The following is a 24,302-nucleotide window of genomic DNA, read 5'->3' as shown; positions in this document are numbered from 1 at the left end:
ACCCCCAGCATCGACAGGACCGCACCGTGACCTCCACCGCCCCCTCGGCGGCCGCCGCCCCGCACCGCCCCGCCCACCTGCGCCTGGACGGCATCGGTGTCAGCCACCCCGGCCGCCGGGTCCTCACCGACGTGTCCCTGACCGTCGCCGCCGGTGAGCGCACCGGCCTGATCGGGGAGAACGGCGCCGGCAAGACCACCCTGCTGCACGTGGCCGCCGGGCTCCTGGTGCCGGGCACGGGCACCGTGCACCGGCCGGAGCGCACCGGACTGCTGCACCAGGAGCTCGACCTCCCCGCCGCCACCACCCTGGAGCAGGTCGTCGAGCAGGCCGTCGGAGAGGTCCGCGCCCTGGAGCACCGGCTGGCCGCGCTCGCCGCCGGCATCGCCGCGGCGCCCGACGACCCCGCGACGGCGGACGCCTACGACACCGTGCTCCGGGACGCCGAGCGCCACGGGCTGTGGGCCCTCGACGCCCGCATCGAGACGGTCCTGAGCGGGCTCGGGCTGGCCCGGCTGCCGAGGAGCCGGGCGGTCGGGGAGCTGTCCGGCGGGCAGCGGCGCCGTCTCGCGCTCGCGGCGCTGCTGCTGGCCCGGCCCACGGCGCTGCTGCTCGACGAGCCGACGAACCACCTCGACGACGACGCCGTCGACTTCCTCGCGGCCGAGCTGGCCGGCTGGCGTGGCCCGGTGCTCCTGGCCAGCCACGACCGGCGGTTCCTGGACGAGGTGGCCACCGGGGTGGTCGACCTCGACCCCGCCCTGGGCCCCGACGAGTCCGCCGGCGGCCCGCCCCGGCAGGGCACGGCGTCCACGGGCGGCTACAGCTCCTACCTCCGGCAGCGGGAGCTCGCCCGCCGCCGCTGGGCCGAGCGCTTCGCCGCCCAGGGGCAGGAGCGGGAGCGGCTGCGGGAGATCGCCGAGGTCTCCGGCCGGGAGATCTTCCACACCACGGCCCCGAAGTCCGAGGGCCGGATCACCCGGAAGTTCTACAGCGACCGCGCCGCCAAGACCATCGGCGGCCGGGTGCGCTCGGCCCGCCACCGGCTGGCCGAGCTCGAGCGCACCGCGGTCGGCGCCCCGCCGGCACCCCTGCGCTTCGCGGGCTTCCACCGGGGCGCGGACACCGGGGCCGACGCCGACGTCCCGCTGGTCCGGCTCACCGGGGCACATGTGGACGGACGACTGGCGCCCACCGACCTCGAGCTGCGCGCCGGGGACCGGCTGCTGGTCGAGGGCCCGAACGGCACCGGGAAGTCGACGCTGCTCGCCGTGCTGGCGGGGGAGCTGCGCGCCGACGGCGGGACCGTGGAGCGGCAGGGCCCCGTCGTCGTCGGCCGCCTGGCCCAGGACGACTCCTGGCCGGACCTGGCGTGCCCGGCCGAGGCGGCCTTCCGCTCCCGGCTGCGGGACGGCAGCGGCGCCCCGACGCTGGAGGAGCTCGGCCTCCTGCGCGCCGACGACGCCTGCCGCCCCCTCGGGGAGCTCTCCCCCGGGCAGCGCCGGAGGGTGGCGCTCGCGGCCCTGGTCGCGGAGCCCGCCCCGCTGCTGCTCCTGGACGAGCCCACCAACCACCTGTCGCTGGCCCTGGCCGAGGAGCTCGAGCGGGCCCTGGAGGACTTCCCGGGCACGGTGGTGCTGGCCACGCACGACCGGTGGGTCCGGCGGCGCTGGCGGGGCCGGGTGCTCCGGGTGCGGTCCGGGACGGACTGACCGCCCGGAGCCCCCGCCTACGGTGCCGCGGCCGGTCGGGGGGAGGTGCCGGTGTCCTCCCGCACGTACGCCTCGATCTCCCGCCCGGCGTCCCCGAACCAGGGCGCCGACTCCTCGTAGTCGGACCACCCGTCGGTCAGGACGGCGACGACGTAGTCGTGCCCGCCGAGCTCGACGATCCCGGCGTCGTGCGAGACGTCCACCAGCAGACCGGTCTTGTGCGCGAAGCCGACGTCCGGGGAGAAGCCCGAGGAGAGGGCGTAGTCGAGGTGCTGCTCCTCCAGGAACCCGAGGAGCAGGGCGGTGGAGGAGCCGGAGAGCAGCTCACCGCGGCGCAGGCGCTCCAGGAGGGCGGCGACGTCCGCGGGAGTGGTGGTCATCGCGACGACGTCCTGCGAGCCGGTGTCGGGGTCGAAGGTCGTGGCCGTGAAGCCCTGCCCGTGGGCGAAGGCCTCGACCTGCTCCCATCCGAGCCACTGGCCCAGTGCCGCACCGGAGGCGTTGTCCGACCAGCTGATCATCACGTCGAGGGCCTGCTCGACGGTGAGGCCCAGTCCCGGCACGACGTCCGAGAGGGCGAGGGCGCCTCGGTCGGCCCGGTCGAGGACCGCATGGGCCAGGAAGAGCTTGTAGAGGCTCGCGCTCGTGAACGGACGGTCCGCGTTGCGGGCCACGACCTCCCCGCCCTCCGGGTCGAGCAGCACGACCCCGAGCTCCCCGGGCACCTCGGCGGCGAGCTCCTCCAGGTCCGCCGCCAGGCCCGCGGCGGCGGCCTCGGCCGTCGGGGCGGCGGCCGGCACGGCGCCGTCCCCGTCCCCGCCGCAGGCGCCGAGGAGGAGGGCGAGGGCGAGGCCCAGCGCCGCGGCGCGGCCGGATCGGGCCCCTCGACAGCTCGTGCGCACGGTGCGCCTTTCGTTCCCGGACGGACGGGGGACGCGGGCGGTTCGCCCCGGCGGCAGGCGCCGGTCCCGTTCCCGACCGTACCGGCGCCGTCCTGGATTTCCGCTGAACATCTTCCGTCAATCCTGTCCCCACTGTTGCACCGGTTTGTGAAGCGTGCTTACCTTTGATGCTCATGCAGAACCACGGAGGAGGGGTCATGACAGCAGCTGCGGGCGAGAGCTGGTGGCGCAGGACGCTGGCGATCGGGTTCCTGTCCTTCGCCGCCCTGGGACTCGCGGGGTGCGACGACCCCGGGTCCGGCGGCGAGGAGGGCACGGAGCAGGAGGCCCCCGCCGGAGGCGAGGAGACCGCCGAGGACGAGGCCACGGACGCCACCGAGGAGGAGAACACGACCGGGCCCATCAGCCCCACGGAGGGCGAGGGGCCCATGGAACAGGATGACGAGCAGGACGACGGCTGATCCGGCGGCTCCCTGGCCCGCGGCGCCGGGGCTGCCGCGCCCCCACCTGATGGACCAGCGCTGGGAGGACGCCGTCTTCCTGCACTGGCGGATCCCCGTGTCCGCCGCGGCGGCGCGGATGCCGCCGGGCGTCCGGGCGGACGTGGTCGACGGCTCCGCCTGGGCGGGCCTCGTCGGCTTCCGGATGCAGCGGATCCGGCTCGGCGCCGCGGTGCCCCTGCCCTACTGGGGAAGCTTCCCCGAGATCAACGTCCGCCTCTACTCCCGCGAGCCGGACGGCACGCGCGCAGTGGTGTTCCTGTCCCTCGACGCCCCACGGCTTGCGGTCGTCCTCGGCGCCCGCGCCGCCGGCCTGCCCTACGTGTGGTCGCAGTGCCGGGCCGTCGCCCCCGACGGGGCGGATCCCGCTTACGGGTACGACGTCGTCCGGCGCCGCGGACGGACGACGTCCTCCTTCGCCGTGCACCCGAACCGCGCTGCCCGCGCCGACGACGAGCTGTCGCTGGAGCTCACCGCGCGGTTCGGCCTGCACAGCCGGTTCGCCGGCCGCACGGTGCACGTCCCCGTCTCGCACGAGCCGTGGCCGCTGCACCCCGCGGCGGTCGCGCACCTCGAGGACGGCCTGCTGGCCGCGGCCGGTCTCGACGTCGACGGCCCGCCCGAGTCCGTGCTGTTCTCGCCGGGCGTCCGGACCCGGATCGGGCGGCCCCGGACGGTGCCCGGCCCCTGATCCGCGGATCCCGCACCGTCCGCCGGACCGCGCCTGCCCGCGCACCGTCCGCGGCCGTCCGGGTGCTCCGTCCCCCGGATGGCGCCGCCCGGTACCCGACAGCCCCACAAGAGTGGGCAGGCCCGAAGCGGGCGGGGGGTCCAGGATGGAACCAACTCCCGCAGGAGCGACCGGGGGGACTCCGGTCGAGGTCGCTCCCGGAGCCGCTCACCGCCGGGACCGTTCCACCGGGGGAGCCGCACGCGAAAGGCCCGCCGTGACCACTCCGCTCGTTCCCGAGCTGCCCCAGCTGCCCGACTTCTCCGGCCGGTCCTCGGCCGAGCCCGGGGCCGCCCGCCCCGGCCGCGCGTTCGAGTCCGCGGCCACGGGCGCCCTGCTCCTGCTCCTCGCGCTGACCGTGGTCCTGGCCGTCCTCGTCCGCGCCGTGCCCCTGGGGCCGCTGCTCACGGTGGTGCTCCTGCTGCTCGTGTCCGTCGGTGCGCTCGCGCTCGGCGCCCGGGGCGGCGGCGCCCTCCCGGCGGAGCCGCCGGAGGACCCCGCCGACGGGACACCGGAGACGCAGGGGGTCTACTACTACGACCGGCACGGCCGGCCGGTGGCCATCGACGACGCGTTCTGAGCGGCGCCCCGTCCGGCGCCTCCCGGTCCGAGCCGGTGCCCGGCGGCCGCGGTGGCACCGGCACCGTGTCCGAATCGTGTCCGTCATCTTCACGCACGGTGGCCGATGCACCCTGACCTGCGCCTACGTTGGTGACGTCGTACCAGACACGGGGCCCGGGGGCGTTCGGGGGAATGCGCCGCGGGCCGGCACCAGTCGCGAAGCGCTTCTCGCTTCTCCACCGGATGGGACAGAACCATGAGAAGAACCACCAGGGCAGTCACGGCCGCCGCCTTCGCGGCAGGAATCGGTCTCGTCGCCGCCGCACCGGCGCAGGCGATGGAGATCTACGAGATCAGCGACGCCACGCGGATCGCCGAGGGGGCGGCCGTCGAGGGCACCTACAAGGTCTCGTGCACGGCGGGGAGCAACATCTTCGTCTCCCTCAGCGTGACCCAGCGGGTCTCCGAGGGGCGGATCGCCAACGGCAGCTACTTCCAGCAGTGGGTCTGCGAGGGCGGCGAGGTCGAGCTGGACTACCAGGCCGTGGCCTTCAACATGGCCTTCGACGAGGGACCGGCCGTGCTCTCCGGGTTCATCCAGGAGTGCCAGGCGGAGTTCTGCGGGACCGGCACGAACCTGCCGCTGCAGGTCATCGAGATCGCCGACTAGCGGGACCGGTGGACGGGCCCGTTCCTGCGCCGGCGCAGGAGCGGGCCCGTCCCGCGTCCCCGGCTGTGGAACTCTGCCCGAAAGTCCAGTGACCGGCACCACCCCTGGTCCTATAGTCGAAGTCATCGACCGCACATCCCTCCCCCCACGCCCCCCGCAGCGGCTCGACGACCCCGCCGTACCCGTCCTCCAGGAGGAGGTCCTCACGAGGCGGCCGGCGCGCGTCGACGTCGTGAGCGGCGCCGCCCCCGCCGTGAAGGGCTACCGCACGGTCTGCCGGGAGCTCCTCGAGCGGGCCGGGCTGTGAGCGCCCCCGCCGTCGAACTGCGCCGCCCCGAGGGCCGGTGGCACCGCCACCGCGAGCCCGTCTGGGGCACCACCGTGACCGTCGACGTCCGCGCCGGCGAGGAGGGGCTGCCCCCCGAGCCCGCCGTGCAGCACGCCCTGGACACGGCCGTGGCCAACATGCGGTGGGTCGACGCGGTCTTCTCCACCTACCGCCCCGACTCGCTCGTGACGGCGCTCCGCTCCGGCCTGCTCGACGAGCGCCGGCTCAGCCGGTGGGACGCCGCCCAGGGCGCCCTCCTGGACGTGCTCCGGCGCTGCCGGGAGGCCCGGGAGCTGACCGACGGCTGCTTCGACCCGTGGGCCGTGCGCGGCGGCTTCGACCCCTCCGGCTACGTCACGGCGTGGGCCGCGGAGCGGATCGCCGACGACCTCGTCCGCGCCGGGTGCGCGAACGTCTGCGTGGAGGCCGGCGGGGACGTCGTGACCCGCGGGTCCGCCGGGCCCGGGAGGCCCTGGACCGTGGGCATCCGCCACCCCGACGACGCCGGCGCGGTGACCTGGACCGTGCTGCCCGGCAACGGCGCGGTGTCGACCTCGAGCACCGCCGAGCGCCCGGCGCACGTCGTGGACCCGCGCACGGGACGGCCCGCCTCGGGCGCCCGGTCCGCGACGGTCGTCGGCCCGGACGCACGGCTCGCCGGGGTGCTGGCCACGGCCCTCGTGGTCGCCGGCCGGGACGGGGCCCGCTGGTTCGCCGGCCTGGACGAGTGGTCCGCCTGGGGCGTGGACCCCGCCCCCGCGGACACGGCCTGGTCGGTCGGCCGGGAGCACCACCTCACCCGCTGAGTCCCCGTGGGGCCCCGCCGGTGGCTAGGGTGGAGGCGGTGAGCACCCACCCCGACACCGACCCGGCCCCCGACACCGTCCCCGGCACCACCCGCACCGGCATGGTCCGGGTCCGGGGAGCCTCCGAGAACAACCTGCGCCACGTGGACGTGGACGTCCCCCGCGACGCGATCGTCGCCTTCACCGGCGTCTCCGGGTCCGGGAAGTCCTCCCTGGCCTTCGGCACCATCTACGCCGAGGCGCAGCGGCGCTACCTCGAGTCCGTGGCCCCCTACGCGCGGCGCCTGATCCAGCAGGGGCACAACCCCGCGGTCGAGGGGATCACCGGGCTGCCGCCCGCCGTCGCCCTGCAGCAGCGGCGCGGCGCTCCCAGCTCGCGCTCCACCGTGGGCACCCTCACCACACTGTCCAACTCGATGCGCATGCTCTTCTCCCGGGCGGGCACCTACCCGGACTCCGCCGCGGGCAGCCTGGACTCGGACGCCTTCTCGCCCAACACCGCCGCCGGCGCGTGCCCCCGGTGCTCGGGCCTGGGCACCGTGCACGACGTCACCGAGCCCTCCCTGGTCCCGGACCCGGGGCTCAGCATCCGGGACGGGGCCGTCGCGGCGTGGCCCGGCGCGTGGCAGGGCAAGAACCTGCGCGACATCCTGAGCCACCTGGGCCACGACGTCGACGTCCCCTGGCGCGAGCTGCCGCGGGAGGAGCGCGACTGGATCCTGTTCACCGAGGAGCAGCCGGTCGTGGAGATCACCCCGCAACGGGACCGGGTGGCGAAGCCGTACAAGGGCCGGTTCTGGAGCGCGAAGAGCTACGTCCTGCACACCCTGGCGGACTCCGCGAGCCAGCAGATGCGCGAGCGCGTCCTGCAGTACGTGGTCACGGGACCCTGCCCCGCGTGCGCCGGCAGCGGCCTGCGCCCCGAGGCGCTCGCCGTGACCTTCGCGGGCCGGAGCATCGCCGAGCTCAACGGGGCGTCCCTCGGCGAGCTGGCCGAGGTGGTCCGGCCCACCGCCACCCTGGAGGACGCTGGGACCGCCTCCCGGGCGGTGTCCTCGGGGGAGCGCAGCGAGGCCGCGGTGACCATCGCCAAGGACCTGCTCGCCCGGCTGCAGGTGCTCCTGGACCTGGGCCTGGGCTACCTGAGCCTGGACCGGTCCACGCCCACGCTCTCCCCGGGGGAGATGCAGCGGCTGCGGATCGCCACCCAGCTGCGCTCCGGGCTCTTCGGCGTGGTCTACGTGCTCGACGAGCCCTCGGCGGGCCTGCACCCGGCCGACGCCGAGCCGCTGCTGGCCGTGCTGGAGGAGCTGAAGGCCTCCGGGAACTCGGTGTTCGTGGTGGAGCACGACATGGCCGTGGTGCGGCGCTCCGACTGGGTCGTGGACGTGGGGCCCCAGGCCGGGGACCGCGGCGGCTCAGTGCTGTACAGCGGCCCCGTGCCCGGCCTGGCCGACGTGGCGGAGTCCGCCACGCGCCCCTTCCTGTTCCCGGACGGCTCCCCGCACGGTTCCCCGAACGGCTCGCCTGACGATCCTCCGGGCGGCACGGCGGCGGAGCGCACGCCGCGCCCGGTCGAGCGGCGGCTGCGGCTGCGCGGGGTCACGCGCCACAACCTGGTGGACCTCGACGCGGAGATCCCCCTGGGCGTGCTGACCGCCGTCACCGGGGTCTCCGGCTCGGGCAAGTCCACGCTGGTCAGCCAGGTCCTGGCCGAGACGGTCGGCCGGCACGTGCACGGCGGGGCGGCGCCCGCCGAGGCCGAGGACGACGCCGCGCCCGCCGCCGGGGCACGGGTGGGTGCCGTCGAGGGCCTGGAGCACCTGGACCGGCTGATCCGGGTGGACCAGCGGCCCATCGGCCGCACCCCGCGCTCCAACCTGGCGACCTACACGGGACTGTTCGACGCGGTCCGCAAGCTCTACGCCGCCACCGACGAGGCGCGGGCCCGCGGCTACGGGGCCGGGCGGTTCTCCTTCAACGTGACCGGCGGCCGGTGCGAGACGTGTCAGGGCGAGGGCTTCCTGGCCGTCGAGCTGCTGTTCCTGCCCGGCACCTACGGGCCCTGCCCCGACTGCCAGGGCGCCCGCTACAACCCCGAGACCCTGGAGGTGACCCACCGGGGGCGGAGCATCGCCGACGTCCTGGGCATGCGCGTGGAGACCGCCGCGGAGTTCCTCGCGGACGTCCCGGCCGCCGCGCGCAGCCTGCGCACCTTGCTCGACGTGGGGCTCGGCTACCTGCGGCTCGGCCAGCCGGCCACCGAGCTCTCCGGGGGCGAGGCGCAGCGGATCAAGCTGGCCACCGAGCTGCAGCGGGCCCGCCGCGGCCACACCCTGTACCTCCTGGACGAGCCCACCACCGGCCTGCACCCGCAGGACGTGCAGCTGCTGCTGCACCAGCTCAACCGCCTGGTGGACGCCGGCAACACCGTGGTGGTGGTGGAGCACGCCATGGACGTGGTGGCGTCGTCGGACTGGGTGATCGACATGGGCCCGTCCGGCGGCGAGGCCGGCGGGCGGATCGTGTGCGCCGGCACCCCGGCCGAGGTCGCCGCGTGCCCGGCCAGCCGCACGGCGCCCTACCTGGCCGCAGCGCTGGCCTGAGAGACCGCGGCCCCGCGCGCCGGGAGGCGGGCGGGGCCGAGGTCAGCGGCCGCGGATCAGTTCTGCTGCTGATCCTTCTCGTCGGCGCCGAGGAAGCCGCCGGCCTTCTCCTGGGCCTGGTCCACCTGGCCCTCGTACTTGTTGCCGGTGCGCTCGTCGACGGCGTCGCCGCCCCGGTCGATGCCCTGCTGCACCTTGTCCGGGTGCTGGTCCGCAAGGTTCTTCGCCTTGTCCGCGAATCCTCCCATGTCCACCATGATCGTTCCTCTCGTCGAACGGTTCCGGCGGGCGCCGCCCACCGGAGGTACCCCTCCATCCTGGTCCCCGGACGGGGCCCCTGGCCACCCCGCGCCGAGGTTGCGGCCGACGGCGACGCCGCCGGGCGCGGTGGCCGTCAGCTGCGGCCTCGCGGGTCGGTTCCGGTCCGGGTCAGGTGCAGCCGGCGGTGCAGGTCACGCACCGCCGGCGCCAGTTCGGGGCAGGGGCCGTCCACGGGCACCCCCGGGGCCACCTGGGTGATCGGCAGCGCCGCGACGGGGGCGGGCGGGGCGCCGAGCTCGTCCAGCCACCGGCCGAGCTGCGCCGAGGAGGAGGCGTGGACGATGCGGCCCAGCCCCACCCAGGCGTGGGCCGCCGAGCACATGGGGCAGTGCTCGCCCGAGGTGTAGACCGTGGCCGCGGAGCGCTGCTCCGGGGTCAGGTGGGCGGCCGCCCACCGGGCGATCTCGAACTCGGGGTGGCGGGTCGCGTCACCGCCGGCCACCCGGTTGCGGTCCTCGAACAGGACCTCCCCCCGCGCCGAGACCAGCACCGAGCCGAACGGCTCGTCCCCGGCGTCGAGGGCCTCGCGGGCCAGCTCCACGCAGCGTCGCAGGTGTCCGCGGTCGGTCTCCGAGATGCCCATGGCCCCAGCCTACGGGCGGGGGCGCCGGCTCACAGGAACGCGCGGGCGGGCGGGCGCCTGCGGGAGAGGTCCCGGGCCACCGGACGGTAGGCCAGGACCAGCAGCAGCAGGGCGACCGGCACCAGGAAGGAGAACCCCGCGGCCAGGTAGCCGACCGTCCCGGCCACGCCGCCCAGGAAGAACAGGCCCACGAGGGTGGTCAGGACCCGCAGCTTCCTGCGGTCCGCCCGGACCGGTTCCGGGCCCGGTGTGCGGTGGGGGTAGAGCATCCTGCCGAGCTCGATCGCGATGTCGGTGACCATCCCGGTGACGTGGGTGGTGCGCACGGGGATGTCGGCGACCTTGCTGAGGAGCGCGTTCTGCATCCCCATGGTGAAGCACAGGACGGCGACGGGCACGAGGCCGCGGTGGTCGTCCTCGACGGCCTCGGCGGTCAGGCTGAACACCAGGATCAGCGCGCCCTCGAAGGCGAGCACGTTCGCGAACCGGCACCCGAGCCCGCGCCGCCGGCCCCAGGTGAAGAGCAGCGAGCACCAGATGCCGCCGAGCACGAACGCGCCCAGTCCCACCGCGCCGAGGGACAGCAGCTCCACGTCCCCGTCCACGAGGTGGTCGGCCATGGTCGCGGTCAGGCCGGTCATGTGGGAGGTGTAGAGCGCCACGGCCACGAAGCCCGCCGAGTTGAGCATGCCGGCCACGAGGATCAGCAGGCAGGCCAGGTGGAGGTCGTAGCGGGGGCTCCGGCGGGGCCCCGAGACCCGGGACAGGTAGCCGGTGACGGGTGTGGCCATGCGCTCAGCCTAGGAACGGCGCGGCCCGGGCCCATCAGACCATCGGCCAGATCAGGCGGTGTTCTCCGTCACGTCGACGACCCCCTCGAGCACCTCCACCACCACGGCGCGCGCCCGCGCCTCGGCCTCGGCCGCGTTCCCGGAGGCGACGGCGGCGGCCGTGGCCTCGTGGTCCTCGAGCGCGCCGGGATCCGGGGAGCGGGGCATGAGCCCGAGCGCCGTGCGGCCGGAGAGCACCTCGGCCACCACGTCCTGCAGGGCGGCGAGCATCGGGTTGCCGCTCGCCTCCAGCAACAGCGCGTGGTAGGCGGTGTCCACCTCCAGGTACTCGGGGTCGGTGCCGCGGCGTGCCTCGCCGAGCTCCCGCAGCCGGGCGGCGAGCTCCACCAGGCGCCGCCGGGTGGGCCCGTCGGCCCGGAGCGCGGCCAGCCGGGCGGCCACGGGTTCGATGGCGGTCCGCAGCTCGGTCAGGCTCCGCAGCTGCTCGTCGCGTCCCGGACCGCCGAGCCGCCACCGGATCAGCCGGGGGTCGAACGGGTTCCAGTCCCGCGGCGGGCGGACGGTGACGCCCACCCGCCGCCGGGACTCCACCATCCCCATGGACTCGAGCACGCGCACCACCTCCCGCACGAGCGTGCGGGAGACCCCGAACTCCTCCTCGAGGGCCGCGAGCGTCAGGACCGTTCCCGGCGCCCGCGCCCCGGAGGCGATGCTCTCGCCGAGCCGGTCCAGCACCCCGCTGTGCTGCTCCACCCCGTGCATGGACGCTCCGTCCGTCATGTGCGGCGCGGTCGCGCCCACCCTGTTGCCAAAAGTATGATCTTTCTGTCAGCCTAGCGTGTGTCGTGGCTCACGACGAGACCCCAGGGCCTGTCCGCAGGCACGAGATCAACGGAGAAACTCAGTGGAAGACTGGACACAGACCCTCGGCACCGCGCCGCTGCTGACGATCGCGGCAGCCGCCATCGCACTGATCCTGGTCCTGGTGATCAAGTTCAAGCTGCACGCCTTCCTCACCCTGATCCTGGTGGCGCTGCTGACGGCGTTCGCCACCGGCATCCCCACGGGGATGATCGTGGACACCGCGGTCACCGCCTTCGGCGGCACGCTCGGCTCGGTGGCCCTGCTCATCGGCCTCGGCGCCATGCTCGGCAAGCTCGTGGAGCACAGCGGCGGCGCCCGGGTGCTCGCGGACAAGCTCGTGGACATCTTCGGCGAGAAGCGCGCGCCCTTCGGGCTCGGCATCGCCTCCCTGATCATGGGCTTCCCGATCTTCTTCGACGCCGGCCTCGTGGTCATGCTGCCGATCATCTTCGCCGTCGCCCGCCGGGTGAGCGGCAACAACGTGCTCCTGTACGGCATCCCCGCCGCCGGCGCGTTCTCGGTCATGCACGTCTTCGTGCCGCCGCACCCCGGTCCCGTGGCCGCCACGGAGCTCTACGGCGCCGACCTCGGCATGGTCCTGCTCATCGGCCTGCTGCTGGCGTTCCCGCTCTGGTACGTCTCCGCGTACCTCTGGGGCAAGCGCGTGGGCACCAAGTACGTCCTCCCCGTCCCGGGCTTCTTCGGCGACGTCGACGACGACCAGCCCGCCAACCCGCCGCGGGTCGGCACCATCATCGCCCTGCTGCTTCTGCCCCTGCTGCTCATCTTCATGAACACCGGCCTGGACTTCCTGCGCGCCGCCGGCGCCGTCTCCGAGGACGCCGAGTGGTTCCAGGTGCTCTCCGCCCTCGGCGAGTCCCCCGTCGCCCTGCTGATCTCGGTCCTCGTGGCGCTGTTCGTCCTCGGCACCCGCCGCGGCGAGCACGGCACCGCTCTGGAGAAGGTCATTGACTCCTCCCTGGGCCCGGTCGCCTCCGTCATCCTCATCACCGGCGCCGGCGGCATGTTCGGCGGCATCCTGCGCGCCTCCGGCATCGGCGACGCGCTGGCGTCCTCGCTGGACGGCATCGGGCTGCCCGTCATCTTCGCGGCCTACATCATCGCCGTGGTCCTGCGCCTGGCCCAGGGCTCGGCCACCGTGGCCCTCGTCACCGCCGCCGGGCTCATGGCACCGGCCGTGGCCGCGGGCAGCTTCAACTCCGTGGAGGTCGCGGCCGTGGTCCTGGCCACCGCCGCTGGCTCGGTCTTCGCCGGGCACGTCAACGACTCCGGCTTCTGGCTCGTGGGCCGGCTCATGGGCATGGACGTCAAGACCACGCTGAAGACCTGGACGGTCCAGCAGGCCCTCGAGTCCGTCCTCGGCTTCGCCATCGTCCTCGTCATCTTCTACATCGCCTGAGGCCCCGGATGCGCAACGTCTTCGACATCACCGGCCGGCTCGCCCTCGTCACCGGCTCCTCCCGGGGGCTGGGGCGGGCCCTGGCCACGGGCCTCGCCGAGGCGGGCGCCCGCGTGGTCCTGCACGGGCGGGACGCCGACGCCCTCGCCCGGGTGCGCGACGAGATCGCCGCCGGCACGGGCACCGCCCCGGTCACGGCGGCCTTCGACCTCACCGACGCCGAGGCCGTCCGGACGGGGATCGACGCGGTCGTCGCCGAGCACGGCGTCCCGGACATCCTGGTGAACAACGCCGGGATCCAGCGCCGCGCCCCCTTCGCCGAGTTCGCGGCCCAGGACTGGGAGGACATCGTCGCGGCGAACCTCTCGAGCGTGTTCCACGTGTCCCGGGCCGTGGTCCCCGGCATGCAGGAGCGCGGCTCGGGCAAGATCGTCAACATCGGCTCCGTGCAGTCGGTGCTCGCCCGGCAGACCATCGCCCCGTACTCGGCCACCAAGGGCGGGGTGGTCATGCTCACCAAGGGCATGGCCGCGGACCTCGCCCGGCACAACATCCAGGTCAACGCGATCTCGCCCGGGTACTTCGCCACCGAGATGAACCAGGCGCTGATCGAGGACGAGGCGTTCAACCACTGGGTGGTCGAGCGCACCCCGGCCCGGCGCTGGGGGCAGGTCGAGGAGCTCGTGGGCACGCTGCTCTACCTGTGCTCGGACGCCTCCAGCTTCGTCTCGGGGCACAACGTCCTGGTCGACGGCGGCATGACCTCCGTCCTCTGACCCGGGTCCGCCGCACCACCCGCCGTCCCACCCGGCACGCGCCGTACCGCGGCGCCCCGGGGACGCACCAGGAGGAGAGCTCATGAAGGCCATCGTGATCCACGGCAAGGACGACCTGCGCGTCGAGGAGGTGCCCACCCCGGAGCCCGCCGAGGGGCAGGTCCGGCTCCGGATCGCCTACGGCGGGGTGTGCGGGTCGGACCTGCACTACTGGGCCGAGGGCGCCAACGGCGAGTACGTGGTCCGGGAGCCCCTCGTGCCCGGGCACGAGGTCTCCGGGACGGTGGACCTGGACCCCGCCGGCGAGCTCGCCCCCGGCACCCCGGTGACGGTCCACCCGGCCACGTTCGGCACGCCCCAGCCCGGGATCGAGGACCGGCGCCACCTGTGGCCCGGCGGGGCCTACCTGGGCAGCGCCTCCACCCGGCCGCACACCCAGGGCGGGATGAGCGAGTACCTGCTGGTCCGCCGGGACATGGTCCGGGTGCTCCCGGCCGGCCTGCCGCTGCGCCGGGCCGCGCTCGCCGAGCCGCTGGCCGTGGCCCTGCACGGGCTCACCGTGGCCGGGGACGTGACCGGCCGGCGCGTGCTCGTCTCGGGCTCCGGGCCGATCGGCCTGCTCACCGCCGCGGCGGCCCTGGCCCGGGGCGCGGCCGAGGTCGTGGCCACCGACGTCCTCGCGGGCCCGCTCGAGCGGGCCCGCGCGCTCGGTGTGCACGGCACCGTCCGGGTGGGGGCCGAGCAGATCCCGTCCGGGGCGTTCGACGTGGTGCTCGAGTGCTCCGGCGTGCCCGCGGCCGTGAGCCCGGCGCTGGTGGGCGCCCGCCGCGGCGGCGTCGTCGTCCAGGTGGGGATGGTGCCGGACGAGGCGCGGCCCGTGAACCTGGCCCCGCTGGTCTCCAAGGAGCTCCAGCTGCGAGGGTCCTTCCGGTTCGACGACGAGATCGACGAGGCGATCGGGCTGCTTGCCGACCGTCCCGGGATCGAGGACGTGGTCACGCACGAGTTCCCCGCCGACCGCGCCGTGGAGGCCTTCGCCACGGCCCGCGACTCCGCGGTCTCCGGCAAGGTCCTCGTGTCCCTGGCCGCCGGGGAGCCGCGCTGATGCCGGGGCCGGCCGGCACCGGGCACCCGGATCCCGTGGTGGTGGGCGTCGACATCGGCACCACGAGCACCAAGGCCGTGGCCTTCGCCGTGGGCGGTGAGCAGCTCGCCGCCGCCTCGGCCGGCTACCCCCTGGAGGAGCCGCACCCCGGCCACGCCGTGCAGGACCCCGAGCTGATCCTGCAGGCGGTGCTGGACACCGTCCGCGCGGTGGTCGGGGAGGTGGGGGCGGAGCGCGTGGCCGGGCTGTCCTTCAGCGCCGCGATGCACAGCCTGCTCGGCCTCTCGCCCGAGGGCGAGCCCCTCACCCCGCTCGTCACCTGGGCGGACACCCGGGCCAGCGTTCAGGCGGAACGGCTGCGCGCGAGCGCGGGCGGCCTCGCCCTGCACCGGCGCACGGGCACCCCGGTGCACCCCATGTCGCCGCTGCCCAAGCTCGTCTGGTTCCACGACCAGGAGCCCAAGCTGTGCGAGCGCGTCGCCTTCTGGGCCGGCATCAAGGAGTTCGTGCTGCTGCGGCTGTGCGACGCGCTCGTGGTGGACCACTCGGTGGCCTCGGCCACCGGTCTCATGAACATCCACGAGCTGGCCTGGGACGGCGAGGCCCTCGCCCTCGCCGGGATCCTGCCCGAGCAGCTGCCCGAGCTCGTGCCCACCACCCACGTCCTGCCCGGGCTCACGGACGAGGGCGCCCGGGCCACGGGGCTGCCCGCCACCGTGCCCGTGGTGGTGGGGGCCAGCGACGGCCCGCTGGCCAACCTCGGCCTGGGCGCGGTCCGGCCCGGGGTGGCGGCCTGCTCGATCGGCACGAGCGGCGCGCTGCGCGTCGTCGTCGACCGTCCCGTGGTGGACCCGCTGGGACGGGTCTTCTGCTACGCCCTGACCCCGGGGCGCTGGGTGGTCGGCGGGGCGATCAACAACGGCGGCGTGGTCCTGGGCTGGGCCGGGGACGCCCTCGCCCCCGACCTGGGGGAGGAGCCGGAGGAGGAGCTGCTCGCGCTCGCGGGGAGCGTCCCGGCCGGGTCCGGGGGGCTGCTCATGCTGCCCTACCTGCTGAGCGAGCGCGCCCCGCACTGGAGCTCCCTGCCCAAGGGCGCCTACGTGGGGCTGACCCGCGCCCACCGCCGCGCGCACCTGGTGCGCGCGGCCCTGGAGGGGGTGTGCCAGCAGCTCGGCCTGGTCCTGCAGTCGATGCGCTCGGCCGGTCTGGCCGTGGAGCAGATCCGCGCCACCGGCGGTTTCGCCCGCAGCCCGCTGTGGCGGCAGCTGCTCGCCGACGTCCTCGGCACGGACATCTCCTTCGCCTCGGGCCACGAGGGCTCCGGGTTCGGCGCCGCGCTGCTCGGGATGCAGGCGCTCGGGCTGATCGAGTCCGTCGACGTGGCCGCGGACCTGGTGGAGGTCGAGTCCGTGGTGCGCCCGGACCCCGCCGACGCCGCGGTCCACGCGTCCCTGCAGCCGGTGTTCGAGCAGCTCTACGAGGCCCTCGTGCCCACGTTCACGTCCCTGCGCCGGCTGGCGCCCGCCCTGCCGCTCGAGCGCGACTGACCCTCCCGGCGGCCGCGCTCCGGCCGTGCCGACCGGGCCGTGCCGACCGGGCCGTGCCCGCCGGCGCCCCGTGACGATTCCGTGCACGGCCCGGAGGGCGCATCGGCGGGCCCGCGTGGGAGAATGGACCTGTTCTGCGGCGCCTGCGGGCCCGAGCGACCCCGCACCGCGGATCACCGGTGCCGAGGGGGCCCGCGATGATCTCGAGAACGGACGTGGAAGAACTCCACCGGCAGGTCCGCGGCCCGGTGCTGCTGCCGGACGAGGTCGGCTTCGCGCAGGAGGTCGCCGGCTTCAACCTGGCCGCCGTCCACCACCCGGACGCGGTGGCGGGCGTGACCGACGCCGCCGACGTGGTGGCCGTGATGCGGTGGGCCGCCGCCCACCACGAGCCCGTGGGGGTCCAGTCCACGGGCCACGGCGCGGACCAGCCCATGGAGGGCGGAGTGCTCGTCACGACCCACCGGATGCAGGAGATCGAGGTCGACCCCCGCCGCCGGACCGCGCGGATCGGCGCCGGCGTGCGGTGGCGCCGCGTGATCGACGCGGTCGCGCCCCACGGCCTCGCGGTGCTCAACGGTTCGGCCAGCGACGCCGGGGCGGTCGGCTACACCCTGGGCGGCGGACTGCCGGTGCTCGGGCGGATCTTCGGCTTCGCCGCCGACCACCTGCTGGGCCTCGAGGTGGTGACCCCCGACGGACGGCTGCGCCACGTGGACGCCCGGCACGAGCCGGAGCTGTTCGCCCTGCTGCGCGGGGGCAAGGGCAACCTGGGCCTCGTCACCGCGATGACCATGGGCCTCGTCCCCCTGGAGGAGCTCTACGGCGGCGGGATCTTCTACCCCGGCACCGACGCCCTGGAGGTGCTGAGCGCGTTCAGCCGGTGGGCGCCCACCCTGCCGGAGCGCGCCTCGACGTCCGTGGCCCTGCGCTGGATGCCGCACGACCCGACCGTCCCCGAGCAGCTGCACAAGCGGATGCTCGTGCACCTGCGCTTCTGCTGGGTCGGCCCGGAGGAGGAGGGCGCCCGGGTCCTCGCGCCGATGCGGGCGGTCTCCCGGCCGGTCCTGGACCTGGTGGGGCCCATGGACTACCGGGACATCGACCAGGTGCACATGGACGCCACCGAGCCGGGTCTCTACGTGCTCACCGGGGAGTTCTTGCGGGAGTTCGACGCCGCCGCGGTCATGACGCTGCTGCAGAGCGCCGGGCCCGGCAGCCGGTGCCCGCTGCCGGAGGTGGGGATCCGGCTGATGGGCGGAGCCTTCGCCCGGACCGACGGCGTCGAGGACGCGGTCTCGGGGCGGGACGCGGCGTTCTTCCTGGAGCTCATCGGCTGGCTCGCGCCCCACGTGGCCGCGGCGACGCCCCGGGCACTGGCCGAGATCCTGCAGGCCATGGCCCCGTGGTCCACGGGGCGGGCCTTCGTGAACATGCACGGGGTCCCGGGCGGGGAGAGCGAGCACGCCCGGGCGTGGTCCGAGGAGGTCTACGCCCGTCTGGTCCGGGCCAAGGCGCTCTACGACCCGGACAACCTGCTGCGCTTCCAGCACGTGGTCGGCCAGGAGCGCCGGCCTCCCGGCCTCGGCCAGCCGGCGGACAGCTCCGCGTGATGGACTGGCGGCAGCACCGCGGCGCTCCCGCGCGCGGTGACCACTCTCGGAAGGAGACGTGATGGTGAACTTCAAGGGGCTCACGGCCAAGGCCAAGCAGCTCGCCCAGCGCAACCCGGACAAGGTCGACAAGGTCCTCGACCAGGCCGGCAGCTTCGTGGACAAGCGCACCGGGCGCAAGTACGAGCGCCACGTGGACACGGTCCAGCAGAAGGCCCGCCAGTTCCTCGGCGGGGGCCGCGCCCCCGCCGACCGGACCTCCGGCGGCCCGGCGACCGGCGGCCCCAGCACCGGCGGCCCCAGCACGGGCGGCCCGGCGACCGGCGGCCCGACCACGGGTGGCCCCGCCGCCGGCGAGCGCCCGGACGGGCACCCGGGGGGACCGGCCGGGACCGACCGCCCCGGTGACGTGCCCGGCCACGAGGGCCCCCGCCACTGACGGGCCCTGAGAACGGAGCGGACCCCGCCCGCCGCGCCTCGAGCGCACGGCAGGCGGGGTCCGTCGTCGTCCGGCGGAGGGCCGTCCCGCCGGGGACGGGTGCGGCTACCGGGCGAGGAAGTCCAGCAGCGCCTCGTTGACCTCCGCGCCGTGGGTCCAGAGCAGCCCGTGCGGGGCGCCCTCGATCTCGACGTACTCCGCCTGCGGGAGGGCCTGGTGGAACTGCCGGCCGGTGGCGTCGATGGGCAGGATGTTGTCCGCGGTGCCGTGCACGATCAGGGCCGGCACGTCGATCTTGGGGATGTCGGCCCGGAAGTCGGTCAGCCAGGTGGGCTGGGCGGCCACCGAGGCCACGGCCCCGGAGCGGGCGGCGATGTTCCGGCAGGCGTCCACGACCTCCTGGCTCAGCCGGTCCGTGCCCAGGAACGTGTCCGTGTTGAAGAAGTTGCCGAAGAACTCGGCGAAGAACGCGTAGCGGTCGGCGGTCACGGCCGCGGCCAGGCCGTCGAAGACGTCCTGGGGCACGCCCGTGGGGTTGTCCTCGGTCTGCAGCAGGTACGGCTCGAGCGAGCCCAGGAAGGCCGCCTTGGCCACCCGCGAGGATCCGTAGGTCCCGAGGTAGCGCCCCACCTCCCCGGTCCCCATGGAGAAGCCCACCAGGACCACGTCGTTCAGGTCGAGGGTGCTCAGGACGGTGTCGAGGTCGGCGGCGAAGGTGTCGTAGTCGTAACCCGTCGTCGGCCGGCTCGAGCGGCCGAAGCCGCGGCGGTCGTAGGTGATCACGCGATAGCCGGCCCCAAGCAGGGCGGCGGTCTGCTTCTCCCAGGACGAGCCGTCCAGGGGGTACCCGTGGATGAGGACGACGGGCTGACCGCTGCCGTGGTCCTCGTAGTACAGCTCGATGTCGGTGCTGTTCTCGGTGCCGACGGTGATGTGACCCATGGAGGCTCTTCCTCTCGCTGGTGCGACAGATGCAGAGAACGGTCGTTCTCTGCCCAGAAGCCTAGGGAACGGCCGTTCTCCGCGCGAGGCCGGGGCGGTGCGCCCAGCGCTCGTGCCCAGGGCTGCGCCGCCGCCCTCGTCGAGGCCGCGATGCCGACCGGCGGCGCCGCTCAGGGCACCAGGGACGCGTAGACCACGTAGTTGTCGTCGAACTCCCCGGTGGCCGGGTCGAAGCCGTCGCAGGTGATCAGCCGCAGCTCGGACCCCTCCGTGTTGCCGTAGACCTCGAGGGTGGGGAAGTCGTCCTTGCCGTACTGCTCCCCGCGGTCGACGGCGAAGACCGCCGTGGACCCGTCCTCCCGGGCCACCTCGATCGTGTCGCCGGGTTCCAGGGCCCGCAGCCCGGCGAAGACCCCGGGGCCGCCGCCGGTGGCGTTGACGTGGCCCAGCAGCACGGCCGGGCCGCGCTCGCCGGGGGTGGGGGACCCGGTGTACCAGCTCGCCGGGGAGCCGGGCCCCTCGGGCGGGACCTCGAGCGAGCCGTCCTCGCGCAGGCCCAGGTGCAGCAGCTCGGACTCCGTGCCGGTGGCCGGGACGGACAGGGCGACCGGCTCCGACGCGCCCAGGACCGCCGGGCTGTCCGCTGGACTGTCCGTTGCGGCGACGGTCGGCCTCCCTGGCGCGGACGGGGCCGACCCTGCGCCCGAGGGCGCGGAGGTGCTCGACGGCGAGGCGGTGCTCGAGGCCGCCGGCGGAGTGCTGCCGGCCGCCGGCGCGGCGCCGTCGTCGGACGCGGCGCAGCCGGTGGCGAGCAGGACGGCGGTCGCCGCGGAGGCCAGCAGGCCTCCGCGACGACCGGTGGTCGATCCCGTCACAGCAGGAACCGTCCCGTCGGATCAGCCGCGCGCGGCGCGACGGCGCAGGGCCCACGCGGCGCCGGCGGCGGCCGCCAGGATACCGCCGCCGAGCGCCGCGGCCTGGGCGGTGGACCCCGTCTCCTGGGCCACGCCGGTGTCGGCGCCGCCCTCCGGCATCGCGCCCATCTGCGAGGCGGTCAGGGTGCCGCACGCGGCCGGGAGGGTCGCGGCCGCGGGCAGCGCCGGGTCGAGGTCGCTCATCTTCTCGGCGGCCGCGGCGGGCATCTTCGCCGGGTCCACGCCGTGGACCACGACGACCGCGGTGCCGTTCTGCAGGGACTCGGCGGTGGCCTCGTCCAGCTGCAGGGTCCGCTCGTAGGTGTACGCGGAGCCGCCCGGGAAGCGCTCCACGGCCAGGCCGGAGTCGGGGCTGGTGTCGCCCTCGGTGGTCAGCGAGGTGCCGATCATGCCGTAGAAGGGGTGGCCCTCGGTGGTGTTGACCACGCCGTCGCCGTCCGCGTCCGCCTCCGGGCCCGGGCAGGTGCCCTGGCCGTGGATGTGGATGTGCTGGGCGTGCGGGAACGGGCCGTCCATGAACGTCTCGGCCGCGCCGCTCACGTTCATCGTGACGGTGGCCTCGGTGCCGTGGACGTCGACCATGACCTCGCCGGTGGTGCCGGAGTTGTTCAGGGTGCTCAGCGCGGCCTGGGCGGACCACATGTCGGAGTCGTGGGCGGCGGCGGGCGCGGCGGCCATGGTGAGCGCGCCGAGGGCCAGGGTGGGGACTGTGAGGAGCATGGACTTGCGCATCGGATTCTCTCCTGTGTCGTACCGGGGGGTCGTGCCGTGTGCGCACTTTCGGTGTGCGCACGGTGAGTTCGGCGCCGGGCGGGGCCCGGACGGGTGCGGGGGCGGAAAAGTTTCCGGCGCGCCGGAACGGACCGCCGACCCGTCCGGTGCCGGCCCCGCGACGAACAACGGTCATGGAGACGACAAGTGTGTCGATGGCATCACATCGACCCGGTGTGGCAAGGTGCAATGCGACACTGCTCCCGCCCGGACCCCGGGCGGGGTGCCGCTCTCCGAGTGAACAGCGAGATCGCGTGAGCCCAGGACCGACCGGCCGGAGCGGGAGAGCCGGGGCCCCGGTCCCCGCGCCCGGGCGGACCGAACAACAGGTCGAGCTGCTGCGCCGCGTGGCGGGCGGTGACGAGGACGCCTTCGCCCAGCTGTACGACGCGACGTCGTCCACGGTCCACGGACTCGTGCTGCGGCTGCTCCGCTCCCCGGAGCTCGCCGCCGAGGTGGTCCAGGAGGTCTACCTGATGGCCTGGCAGCAGGCGAAGCGCTTCGACGCCGGCCGCGGCACGGTCCTGGCGTGGTTGTGCACCATGGCCCACCGCCGCGCGGTGGACCGGATCCGGCAGAGCCAGCGGGAACGGGACCGGGACCAGCAGTACGAGGTCCGGCGGGCCGAGACCCCCTCCGACTCCACCTGGAGCGAGGTGGAGCAGTCCCTGGACTCCGAGGAGGTGCGGGCCGAGCTCAGCGGGCTCAGCCCGCTCCAGCGGGAGGCCGTCTGCCTGGTCTACTACCGGGGGTACAGTCACCGGCAGGTCGCGGAGCACCTGGACGTCCCGCTGGGCACAGCAAAGGCCAGGATCCGCGACGGACTCACCAATCTGAGATCGGCACTGGGGGTGCGGCAGTGAAGGACATCCAGGGGGACGACCGGGCCGGCGACGTCCACGCCGACGCGGCGCTCTACGCCGTGGACGCCCTCGAGCCCGGCGAGCGCGCCGCGTTCGAGCTCCATCTGCGCGGCTGCGCCGCCTGCCGGGAGGAGGTGGCCGCGTTCGCGGAGGTCGGGGCGCACCTGGCCGCCGCCGTGGCCGAGCCGCCGCCGGCGGCGCTGCGCGGGGACGTCCTCGCGGCCGTGCGCGGGACGCCCCAGGAGCGGCGGCCGGAGGAGCGGGCCGAGGACCGGGCCGGGGCCGCGCCCGTGTCCCTGGCGCATCGGCGCCGGCCCCGGCGCCGCTGGCTGGCCGCCGCGGCGGCCGCCGTACTCCTGCCGGGTGCGGCCCTGGGCGGCTGGGCCGTCGGCACGCAGACCGAGCAGCGGGAGCAGCAGCTCGTGGCCCAGGAGCAGGACCGGCAGAACCGGCTGCTGAGCGCCCCGGACGTCACCACCCGCCAGCTCGACGTGGACGGCCGGCCGGCCACCCTGGTGGTCTCGGCGCAGGCGGACACGGCGCTGTTCGTGGCCTCCGACCTCGCCGGACCGGGGGAGGGCCGGGAGTACCAGCTGTGGCTCGTGCAGGACGAGACCCCGGTGCCGGACGTGCGCTTCGGCGGCGGACAGGTGCAGGTCTGGCTGGACGGCGACATCGACCGGGCCGGGGCGGTGGCCATGACCGTGGAGCCCGCCGGCGGCTCCGAGACGCCCACCCTGCCGGTGCTGGCCGCCGCGGAGATCTGAGCGCGGCTCCTGCCAGAATGAGGCCATGACCGAAGCAGAACCTTCCGGCAACGGCAACGGCAACGGCAACGGCGGCGACGACGGGGTGCGTGCGGGGGTGTGGGCCACGCTCGGCGACGCCCGGACCGTGCTCGCCCTCGAGCGCGCGGGCTTCGCCTGGGTGGGCGTCGACGCCCAGCACGGCCACTTCGACGACGCCGCCGTCCGTGGTCTCTTCGCCCTGCGGCGCGAGCCGGCCGCCCCGGTGCTGGTCCGGGTCGCCGCGAACGACCCCGCGCTCATCGGCCGGGCGCTGGACGCCGGCGCCGACGGCGTCGTCGTGCCGCTCGTCCAGGACGCGGCACAGGCCGAGGCCGCGGTCGCCGCGGCCCACTACCCGCCGCGGGGCGCCCGGAGCTGGGGGCCGCTGCCCGGCACGCGGGACCCCGCCGCCGGGGTGGCGTCCGTGCCCCGGCCGCTGTGCGCCGTGATGGTGGAGACCGAGCCCGCGGTCGCCGCGGTCCGGGCGATCGCGGCGGTCCCGGACCTGGACATGGTCTTCGTGGGGCCCTTCGATCTCGCGATCGCCCTGGGCCGGGACGTCGACGAGCTGCTCGCGGACACCTCGCAGGACGCGCCCCTGCCCACGATCGTGCGCGCGTGCCGCGAGGCCGGTGTCCTGGCGGGCGCCTACGCCGGCACGCCCGAGCGAGCCGCCGCGCTGCGGGCGCAGAGATTCTCCTGGATCGCCGTCACGACCGACACCGGCGTCCTCCAGCTCGGCGGGGAGGCGGCCCGGGCAGCCCTGGCCCGCCCCTCATGAGATCCCGGCCGGGCGGGAGGCGCCGGCACCCCCTGCGGTGGGTGCTGTCCCGGGAGCTGGTCCTCGACTGGCTGCGCTCGTTCCGCACCAGCCGCAGCGCCCTGTACTTCCGGGTCCGGAACCGCTTCTCGGACGCGCCCGTGCGGGGGGACGCGCCCGTGGTCGTGAGCCTCACGTCCTACGGGAGCCGGATCCGGGCGGTGCACCTGGCCGTCGAGTCGATGGCGCACGGCACCGTGCGCCCGCAGCGGCTGATCCTGTGGCTGCGCGAGGCCGATGTCGTGGCGGACCCGCCCGCGCCGCTGGCGCGGCTGGTGCGCCGGGGCCTCGAGCTGAGGTGCACCGATGACTGGGGGCCCCACCAGAAGTACTACCCCTACGTCCGGTCCCGGGCGCGGCACGAGCTGCCGCTGGTCATCGCGGACGACGACGTGCTTTACGGCCCCACCTGGCTCGAGGAACTGCTCGCGGTCCACGCGCGGCACCCGCACGACGTGGTCGCCCACCGCACCCACCGGATCCGCCTCGGCGGAGGACGGATCCTGCCCTACGCGACGTGGAGCCCCGGCGCCCCGGCGGGAGCGTCCGTCCGCACCTTCGCCACGGGCACCTCCGGCGTGCTCTACCCGCCGCACCTGCTCGACGCCCTGCGCGAGCTCGGCACCGCGTTCACCGCGTGCGCGCCGATGGCCGACGACGTGTGGCTGCACGCCGTCGCCCTGCGCCACGGGACCGGCGTCCGGCCCGTCGGAGACGGCCGCACCGCCTACCGGCCCATCCCCAGGACGCTCTTCAGGGGCCTCAGCACCCGCAATGTCCTGCGCGGGGGCAACGACATGCAGATCGCAGCCACGTATTCGGCCTCGGACGTGGAAGAGTTGGAGCGTGCACGGGTGGCCGAGGGCCCCTGAGCACGTGGACGGGCAGTTCCCCCGCTTCCCGTCCGCC

General features: G+C 75.2%; 26 protein-coding genes. 18 read left to right on the top strand and 8 right to left on the bottom strand.

What is annotated here, in order from left to right; all coding sequences use genetic code 11:
* Positions 1 to 26 precede the first annotated feature (26 nt).
* Positions 27 to 1,712 carry an ABC-F family ATP-binding cassette domain-containing protein gene (locus tag AC6CH6_RS08630; protein ID WP_498254825.1) on the top strand — a complete coding sequence of 562 codons (1,686 nt, stop codon included), beginning with the start codon at positions 27 to 29 and terminating at the stop codon, positions 1,710 to 1,712.
* Positions 1,713 to 1,729: 17 nt separating this feature from the next.
* Here AC6CH6_RS08630 and AC6CH6_RS08625 read toward each other — a convergent pair whose 3' ends face one another.
* Complete coding sequence (locus AC6CH6_RS08625) at positions 1,730 to 2,614, bottom strand: serine hydrolase (protein WP_498254824.1); 885 nt, start codon at positions 2,612 to 2,614, stop codon at positions 1,730 to 1,732.
* Between the two features lie 197 nt (positions 2,615 to 2,811).
* Between AC6CH6_RS08625 and AC6CH6_RS08620 the strand changes: the two genes are divergently transcribed.
* The 7 genes from AC6CH6_RS08620 (at position 2,812) to AC6CH6_RS08590 (ending at position 8,815) form a co-directional block, all read left to right on the top strand.
* Positions 2,812 to 3,075 (top strand): hypothetical protein, encoded by a 264-nt coding sequence (locus AC6CH6_RS08620; protein ID WP_498254823.1) that lies wholly within the window; start codon positions 2,812 to 2,814, stop codon positions 3,073 to 3,075.
* Positions 3,076 to 3,124: 49 nt separating this feature from the next.
* A complete protein-coding gene (locus tag AC6CH6_RS08615; RefSeq protein ID WP_498254963.1) occupies positions 3,125 to 3,805 on the top strand; it encodes a YqjF family protein in 681 nt (226 codons plus the stop codon).
* Between the two features lie 256 nt (positions 3,806 to 4,061).
* Entirely contained in the window at positions 4,062 to 4,424 is a 363-nt protein-coding gene (locus AC6CH6_RS08610) for a hypothetical protein (RefSeq protein WP_017835018.1), read from the top strand.
* Between the two features lie 237 nt (positions 4,425 to 4,661).
* Positions 4,662 to 5,075, top strand: a complete 414-nt coding sequence (locus tag AC6CH6_RS08605; protein ID WP_126349613.1) for a hypothetical protein — start codon at positions 4,662 to 4,664, stop codon at positions 5,073 to 5,075.
* Between the two features lie 88 nt (positions 5,076 to 5,163).
* Entirely contained in the window at positions 5,164 to 5,382 is a 219-nt protein-coding gene (locus AC6CH6_RS08600; RefSeq protein WP_165979647.1) for a hypothetical protein, read from the top strand.
* Positions 5,379 to 6,209 carry an FAD:protein FMN transferase gene (locus AC6CH6_RS08595; protein ID WP_498254822.1) on the top strand — a complete coding sequence of 277 codons (831 nt, stop codon included), beginning with the start codon at positions 5,379 to 5,381 and terminating at the stop codon, positions 6,207 to 6,209. The genes AC6CH6_RS08600 and AC6CH6_RS08595 overlap by 4 nt, the downstream gene beginning before the upstream one ends.
* A gap of 101 nt (positions 6,210 to 6,310) precedes the next feature.
* Positions 6,311 to 8,815, top strand: a complete 2,505-nt coding sequence (locus tag AC6CH6_RS08590) for an ATP-binding cassette domain-containing protein (RefSeq protein WP_498254962.1) — start codon at positions 6,311 to 6,313, stop codon at positions 8,813 to 8,815.
* A 56-nt stretch (positions 8,816 to 8,871) separates the two neighbouring features.
* On the opposite strand, the gene AC6CH6_RS08585 is transcribed toward AC6CH6_RS08590, so the two are convergent.
* The 4 genes from AC6CH6_RS08585 to AC6CH6_RS08570 all read right to left on the bottom strand — a co-directional run bounded on the left by AC6CH6_RS08585 (position 8,872) and on the right by AC6CH6_RS08570 (position 11,272).
* Positions 8,872 to 9,072, bottom strand: a complete 201-nt coding sequence (locus tag AC6CH6_RS08585; RefSeq protein WP_133409670.1) for an antitoxin — start codon at positions 9,070 to 9,072, stop codon at positions 8,872 to 8,874.
* Between the two features lie 137 nt (positions 9,073 to 9,209).
* On the bottom strand, positions 9,210 to 9,719 hold the full coding sequence (locus AC6CH6_RS08580; protein WP_498254821.1) for a nucleoside deaminase: 510 nt from the start codon (positions 9,717 to 9,719) through the stop codon (positions 9,210 to 9,212).
* A gap of 29 nt (positions 9,720 to 9,748) precedes the next feature.
* A complete protein-coding gene (locus AC6CH6_RS08575) occupies positions 9,749 to 10,510 on the bottom strand; it encodes a YoaK family protein (protein WP_133409672.1) in 762 nt (253 codons plus the stop codon).
* A gap of 51 nt (positions 10,511 to 10,561) precedes the next feature.
* Positions 10,562 to 11,272 (bottom strand): FadR/GntR family transcriptional regulator, encoded by a 711-nt coding sequence (locus tag AC6CH6_RS08570; RefSeq protein ID WP_498254820.1) that lies wholly within the window; start codon positions 11,270 to 11,272, stop codon positions 10,562 to 10,564.
* 142 nt (positions 11,273 to 11,414) lie between these two features.
* Between AC6CH6_RS08570 and AC6CH6_RS08565 the strand changes: the two genes are divergently transcribed.
* The 6 genes from AC6CH6_RS08565 (at position 11,415) to AC6CH6_RS08540 (ending at position 18,274) form a co-directional block, all read left to right on the top strand.
* Positions 11,415 to 12,794 (top strand): GntP family permease, encoded by a 1,380-nt coding sequence (locus tag AC6CH6_RS08565; protein WP_498254819.1) that lies wholly within the window; start codon positions 11,415 to 11,417, stop codon positions 12,792 to 12,794.
* A gap of 8 nt (positions 12,795 to 12,802) precedes the next feature.
* The gene (locus AC6CH6_RS08560) at positions 12,803 to 13,570 is read left to right on the top strand and encodes a glucose 1-dehydrogenase (RefSeq protein ID WP_498254818.1); all 768 of its coding nucleotides are present in this window, start codon (positions 12,803 to 12,805) and stop codon (positions 13,568 to 13,570) included.
* Positions 13,571 to 13,652: 82 nt separating this feature from the next.
* Positions 13,653 to 14,675, top strand: coding sequence for a zinc-binding dehydrogenase (locus AC6CH6_RS08555; RefSeq protein WP_498254817.1), 1,023 nt, complete (start codon positions 13,653 to 13,655; stop codon positions 14,673 to 14,675).
* Positions 14,675 to 16,222: a gluconokinase gene (locus tag AC6CH6_RS08550; protein ID WP_498254816.1), complete on the top strand. Its 1,548-nt coding sequence runs from the start codon at positions 14,675 to 14,677 to the stop codon at positions 16,220 to 16,222. Before AC6CH6_RS08555 ends, AC6CH6_RS08550 begins: the two co-directional genes overlap by 1 nt.
* A gap of 197 nt (positions 16,223 to 16,419) precedes the next feature.
* Entirely contained in the window at positions 16,420 to 17,835 is a 1,416-nt protein-coding gene (locus AC6CH6_RS08545) for an FAD-binding oxidoreductase (RefSeq protein ID WP_498254815.1), read from the top strand.
* A gap of 61 nt (positions 17,836 to 17,896) precedes the next feature.
* Positions 17,897 to 18,274 (top strand): antitoxin, encoded by a 378-nt coding sequence (locus AC6CH6_RS08540; RefSeq protein WP_498254814.1) that lies wholly within the window; start codon positions 17,897 to 17,899, stop codon positions 18,272 to 18,274.
* Positions 18,275 to 18,379: 105 nt separating this feature from the next.
* Here AC6CH6_RS08540 and AC6CH6_RS08535 read toward each other — a convergent pair whose 3' ends face one another.
* The 3 genes from AC6CH6_RS08535 to AC6CH6_RS08525 form a co-directional block, all read right to left on the bottom strand.
* Entirely contained in the window at positions 18,380 to 19,216 is an 837-nt protein-coding gene (locus AC6CH6_RS08535) for an alpha/beta fold hydrolase (RefSeq protein WP_498254813.1), read from the bottom strand.
* Between the two features lie 170 nt (positions 19,217 to 19,386).
* Positions 19,387 to 20,091 carry a class F sortase gene (locus AC6CH6_RS08530; RefSeq protein ID WP_498254812.1) on the bottom strand — a complete coding sequence of 235 codons (705 nt, stop codon included), beginning with the start codon at positions 20,089 to 20,091 and terminating at the stop codon, positions 19,387 to 19,389.
* Positions 20,092 to 20,112: 21 nt separating this feature from the next.
* Positions 20,113 to 20,883 carry a hypothetical protein gene (locus AC6CH6_RS08525; protein ID WP_498254811.1) on the bottom strand — a complete coding sequence of 257 codons (771 nt, stop codon included), beginning with the start codon at positions 20,881 to 20,883 and terminating at the stop codon, positions 20,113 to 20,115.
* A gap of 293 nt (positions 20,884 to 21,176) precedes the next feature.
* On the opposite strand from AC6CH6_RS08525, the gene sigK reads away from it, so the two are divergent.
* Genes sigK through AC6CH6_RS08505 form a run of 4 tightly spaced genes read left to right on the top strand, consistent with a single transcriptional unit; the run spans position 21,177 to position 24,265 of the window.
* On the top strand, positions 21,177 to 21,785 hold the full coding sequence (sigK, locus tag AC6CH6_RS08520) for an ECF RNA polymerase sigma factor SigK (RefSeq protein ID WP_498254810.1): 609 nt from the start codon (positions 21,177 to 21,179) through the stop codon (positions 21,783 to 21,785).
* Positions 21,782 to 22,552 carry an anti-sigma factor gene (locus AC6CH6_RS08515; protein WP_498254809.1) on the top strand — a complete coding sequence of 257 codons (771 nt, stop codon included), beginning with the start codon at positions 21,782 to 21,784 and terminating at the stop codon, positions 22,550 to 22,552. The genes sigK and AC6CH6_RS08515 overlap by 4 nt, the downstream gene beginning before the upstream one ends.
* Positions 22,553 to 22,577: 25 nt before the next feature.
* Complete coding sequence (locus tag AC6CH6_RS08510) at positions 22,578 to 23,354, top strand: aldolase/citrate lyase family protein (RefSeq protein WP_498254808.1); 777 nt, start codon at positions 22,578 to 22,580, stop codon at positions 23,352 to 23,354.
* A complete protein-coding gene (locus AC6CH6_RS08505; RefSeq protein WP_498254807.1) occupies positions 23,351 to 24,265 on the top strand; it encodes a hypothetical protein in 915 nt (304 codons plus the stop codon). The genes AC6CH6_RS08510 and AC6CH6_RS08505 overlap by 4 nt, the downstream gene beginning before the upstream one ends.
* Positions 24,266 to 24,302 lie beyond the last annotated feature (37 nt).

This window comes from Kocuria sp. GQ42, from assembly GCF_059758435.1.
The sequence above is the reverse complement of the archived record's forward strand: the minus strand, read 5'-3'. Positions and strand labels throughout refer to the sequence as shown.

What these genes read in the sequence shown, in the direction of transcription:
- AC6CH6_RS08585 (WP_133409670.1), bottom strand. Translation starts at nt 9,072, where the DNA reads ATGGTGGACATGGGAGGATTCGCGGACAAGGCGAAGAACCTTGCGGAC.
- AC6CH6_RS08535 (WP_498254813.1), bottom strand. Translation starts at nt 19,216, where the DNA reads ATGGGTCACATCACCGTCGGCACCGAGAACAGCACCGACATCGAGCTG.
- AC6CH6_RS08505 (WP_498254807.1), top strand. Translation starts at nt 23,351, where the DNA reads ATGAGATCCCGGCCGGGCGGGAGGCGCCGGCACCCCCTGCGGTGGGTG.
- AC6CH6_RS08510 (WP_498254808.1), top strand. Translation starts at nt 22,578, where the DNA reads ATGACCGAAGCAGAACCTTCCGGCAACGGCAACGGCAACGGCAACGGC.
- AC6CH6_RS08615 (WP_498254963.1), top strand. Translation starts at nt 3,125, where the DNA reads ATGGACCAGCGCTGGGAGGACGCCGTCTTCCTGCACTGGCGGATCCCC.
- AC6CH6_RS08570 (WP_498254820.1), bottom strand. Translation starts at nt 11,272, where the DNA reads ATGCACGGGGTGGAGCAGCACAGCGGGGTGCTGGACCGGCTCGGCGAG.
- AC6CH6_RS08620 (WP_498254823.1), top strand. Translation starts at nt 2,812, where the DNA reads ATGACAGCAGCTGCGGGCGAGAGCTGGTGGCGCAGGACGCTGGCGATC.
- AC6CH6_RS08590 (WP_498254962.1), top strand. Translation starts at nt 6,311, where the DNA reads ATGGTCCGGGTCCGGGGAGCCTCCGAGAACAACCTGCGCCACGTGGAC.
- AC6CH6_RS08555 (WP_498254817.1), top strand. Translation starts at nt 13,653, where the DNA reads ATGAAGGCCATCGTGATCCACGGCAAGGACGACCTGCGCGTCGAGGAG.
- AC6CH6_RS08605 (WP_126349613.1), top strand. Translation starts at nt 4,662, where the DNA reads ATGAGAAGAACCACCAGGGCAGTCACGGCCGCCGCCTTCGCGGCAGGA.
- AC6CH6_RS08525 (WP_498254811.1), bottom strand. Translation starts at nt 20,883, where the DNA reads ATGCGCAAGTCCATGCTCCTCACAGTCCCCACCCTGGCCCTCGGCGCG.
- AC6CH6_RS08540 (WP_498254814.1), top strand. Translation starts at nt 17,897, where the DNA reads ATGGTGAACTTCAAGGGGCTCACGGCCAAGGCCAAGCAGCTCGCCCAG.
- AC6CH6_RS08550 (WP_498254816.1), top strand. Translation starts at nt 14,675, where the DNA reads ATGCCGGGGCCGGCCGGCACCGGGCACCCGGATCCCGTGGTGGTGGGC.
- AC6CH6_RS08575 (WP_133409672.1), bottom strand. Translation starts at nt 10,510, where the DNA reads ATGGCCACACCCGTCACCGGCTACCTGTCCCGGGTCTCGGGGCCCCGC.
- AC6CH6_RS08545 (WP_498254815.1), top strand. Translation starts at nt 16,420, where the DNA reads ATGATCTCGAGAACGGACGTGGAAGAACTCCACCGGCAGGTCCGCGGC.
- AC6CH6_RS08560 (WP_498254818.1), top strand. Translation starts at nt 12,803, where the DNA reads ATGCGCAACGTCTTCGACATCACCGGCCGGCTCGCCCTCGTCACCGGC.
- AC6CH6_RS08580 (WP_498254821.1), bottom strand. Translation starts at nt 9,719, where the DNA reads ATGGGCATCTCGGAGACCGACCGCGGACACCTGCGACGCTGCGTGGAG.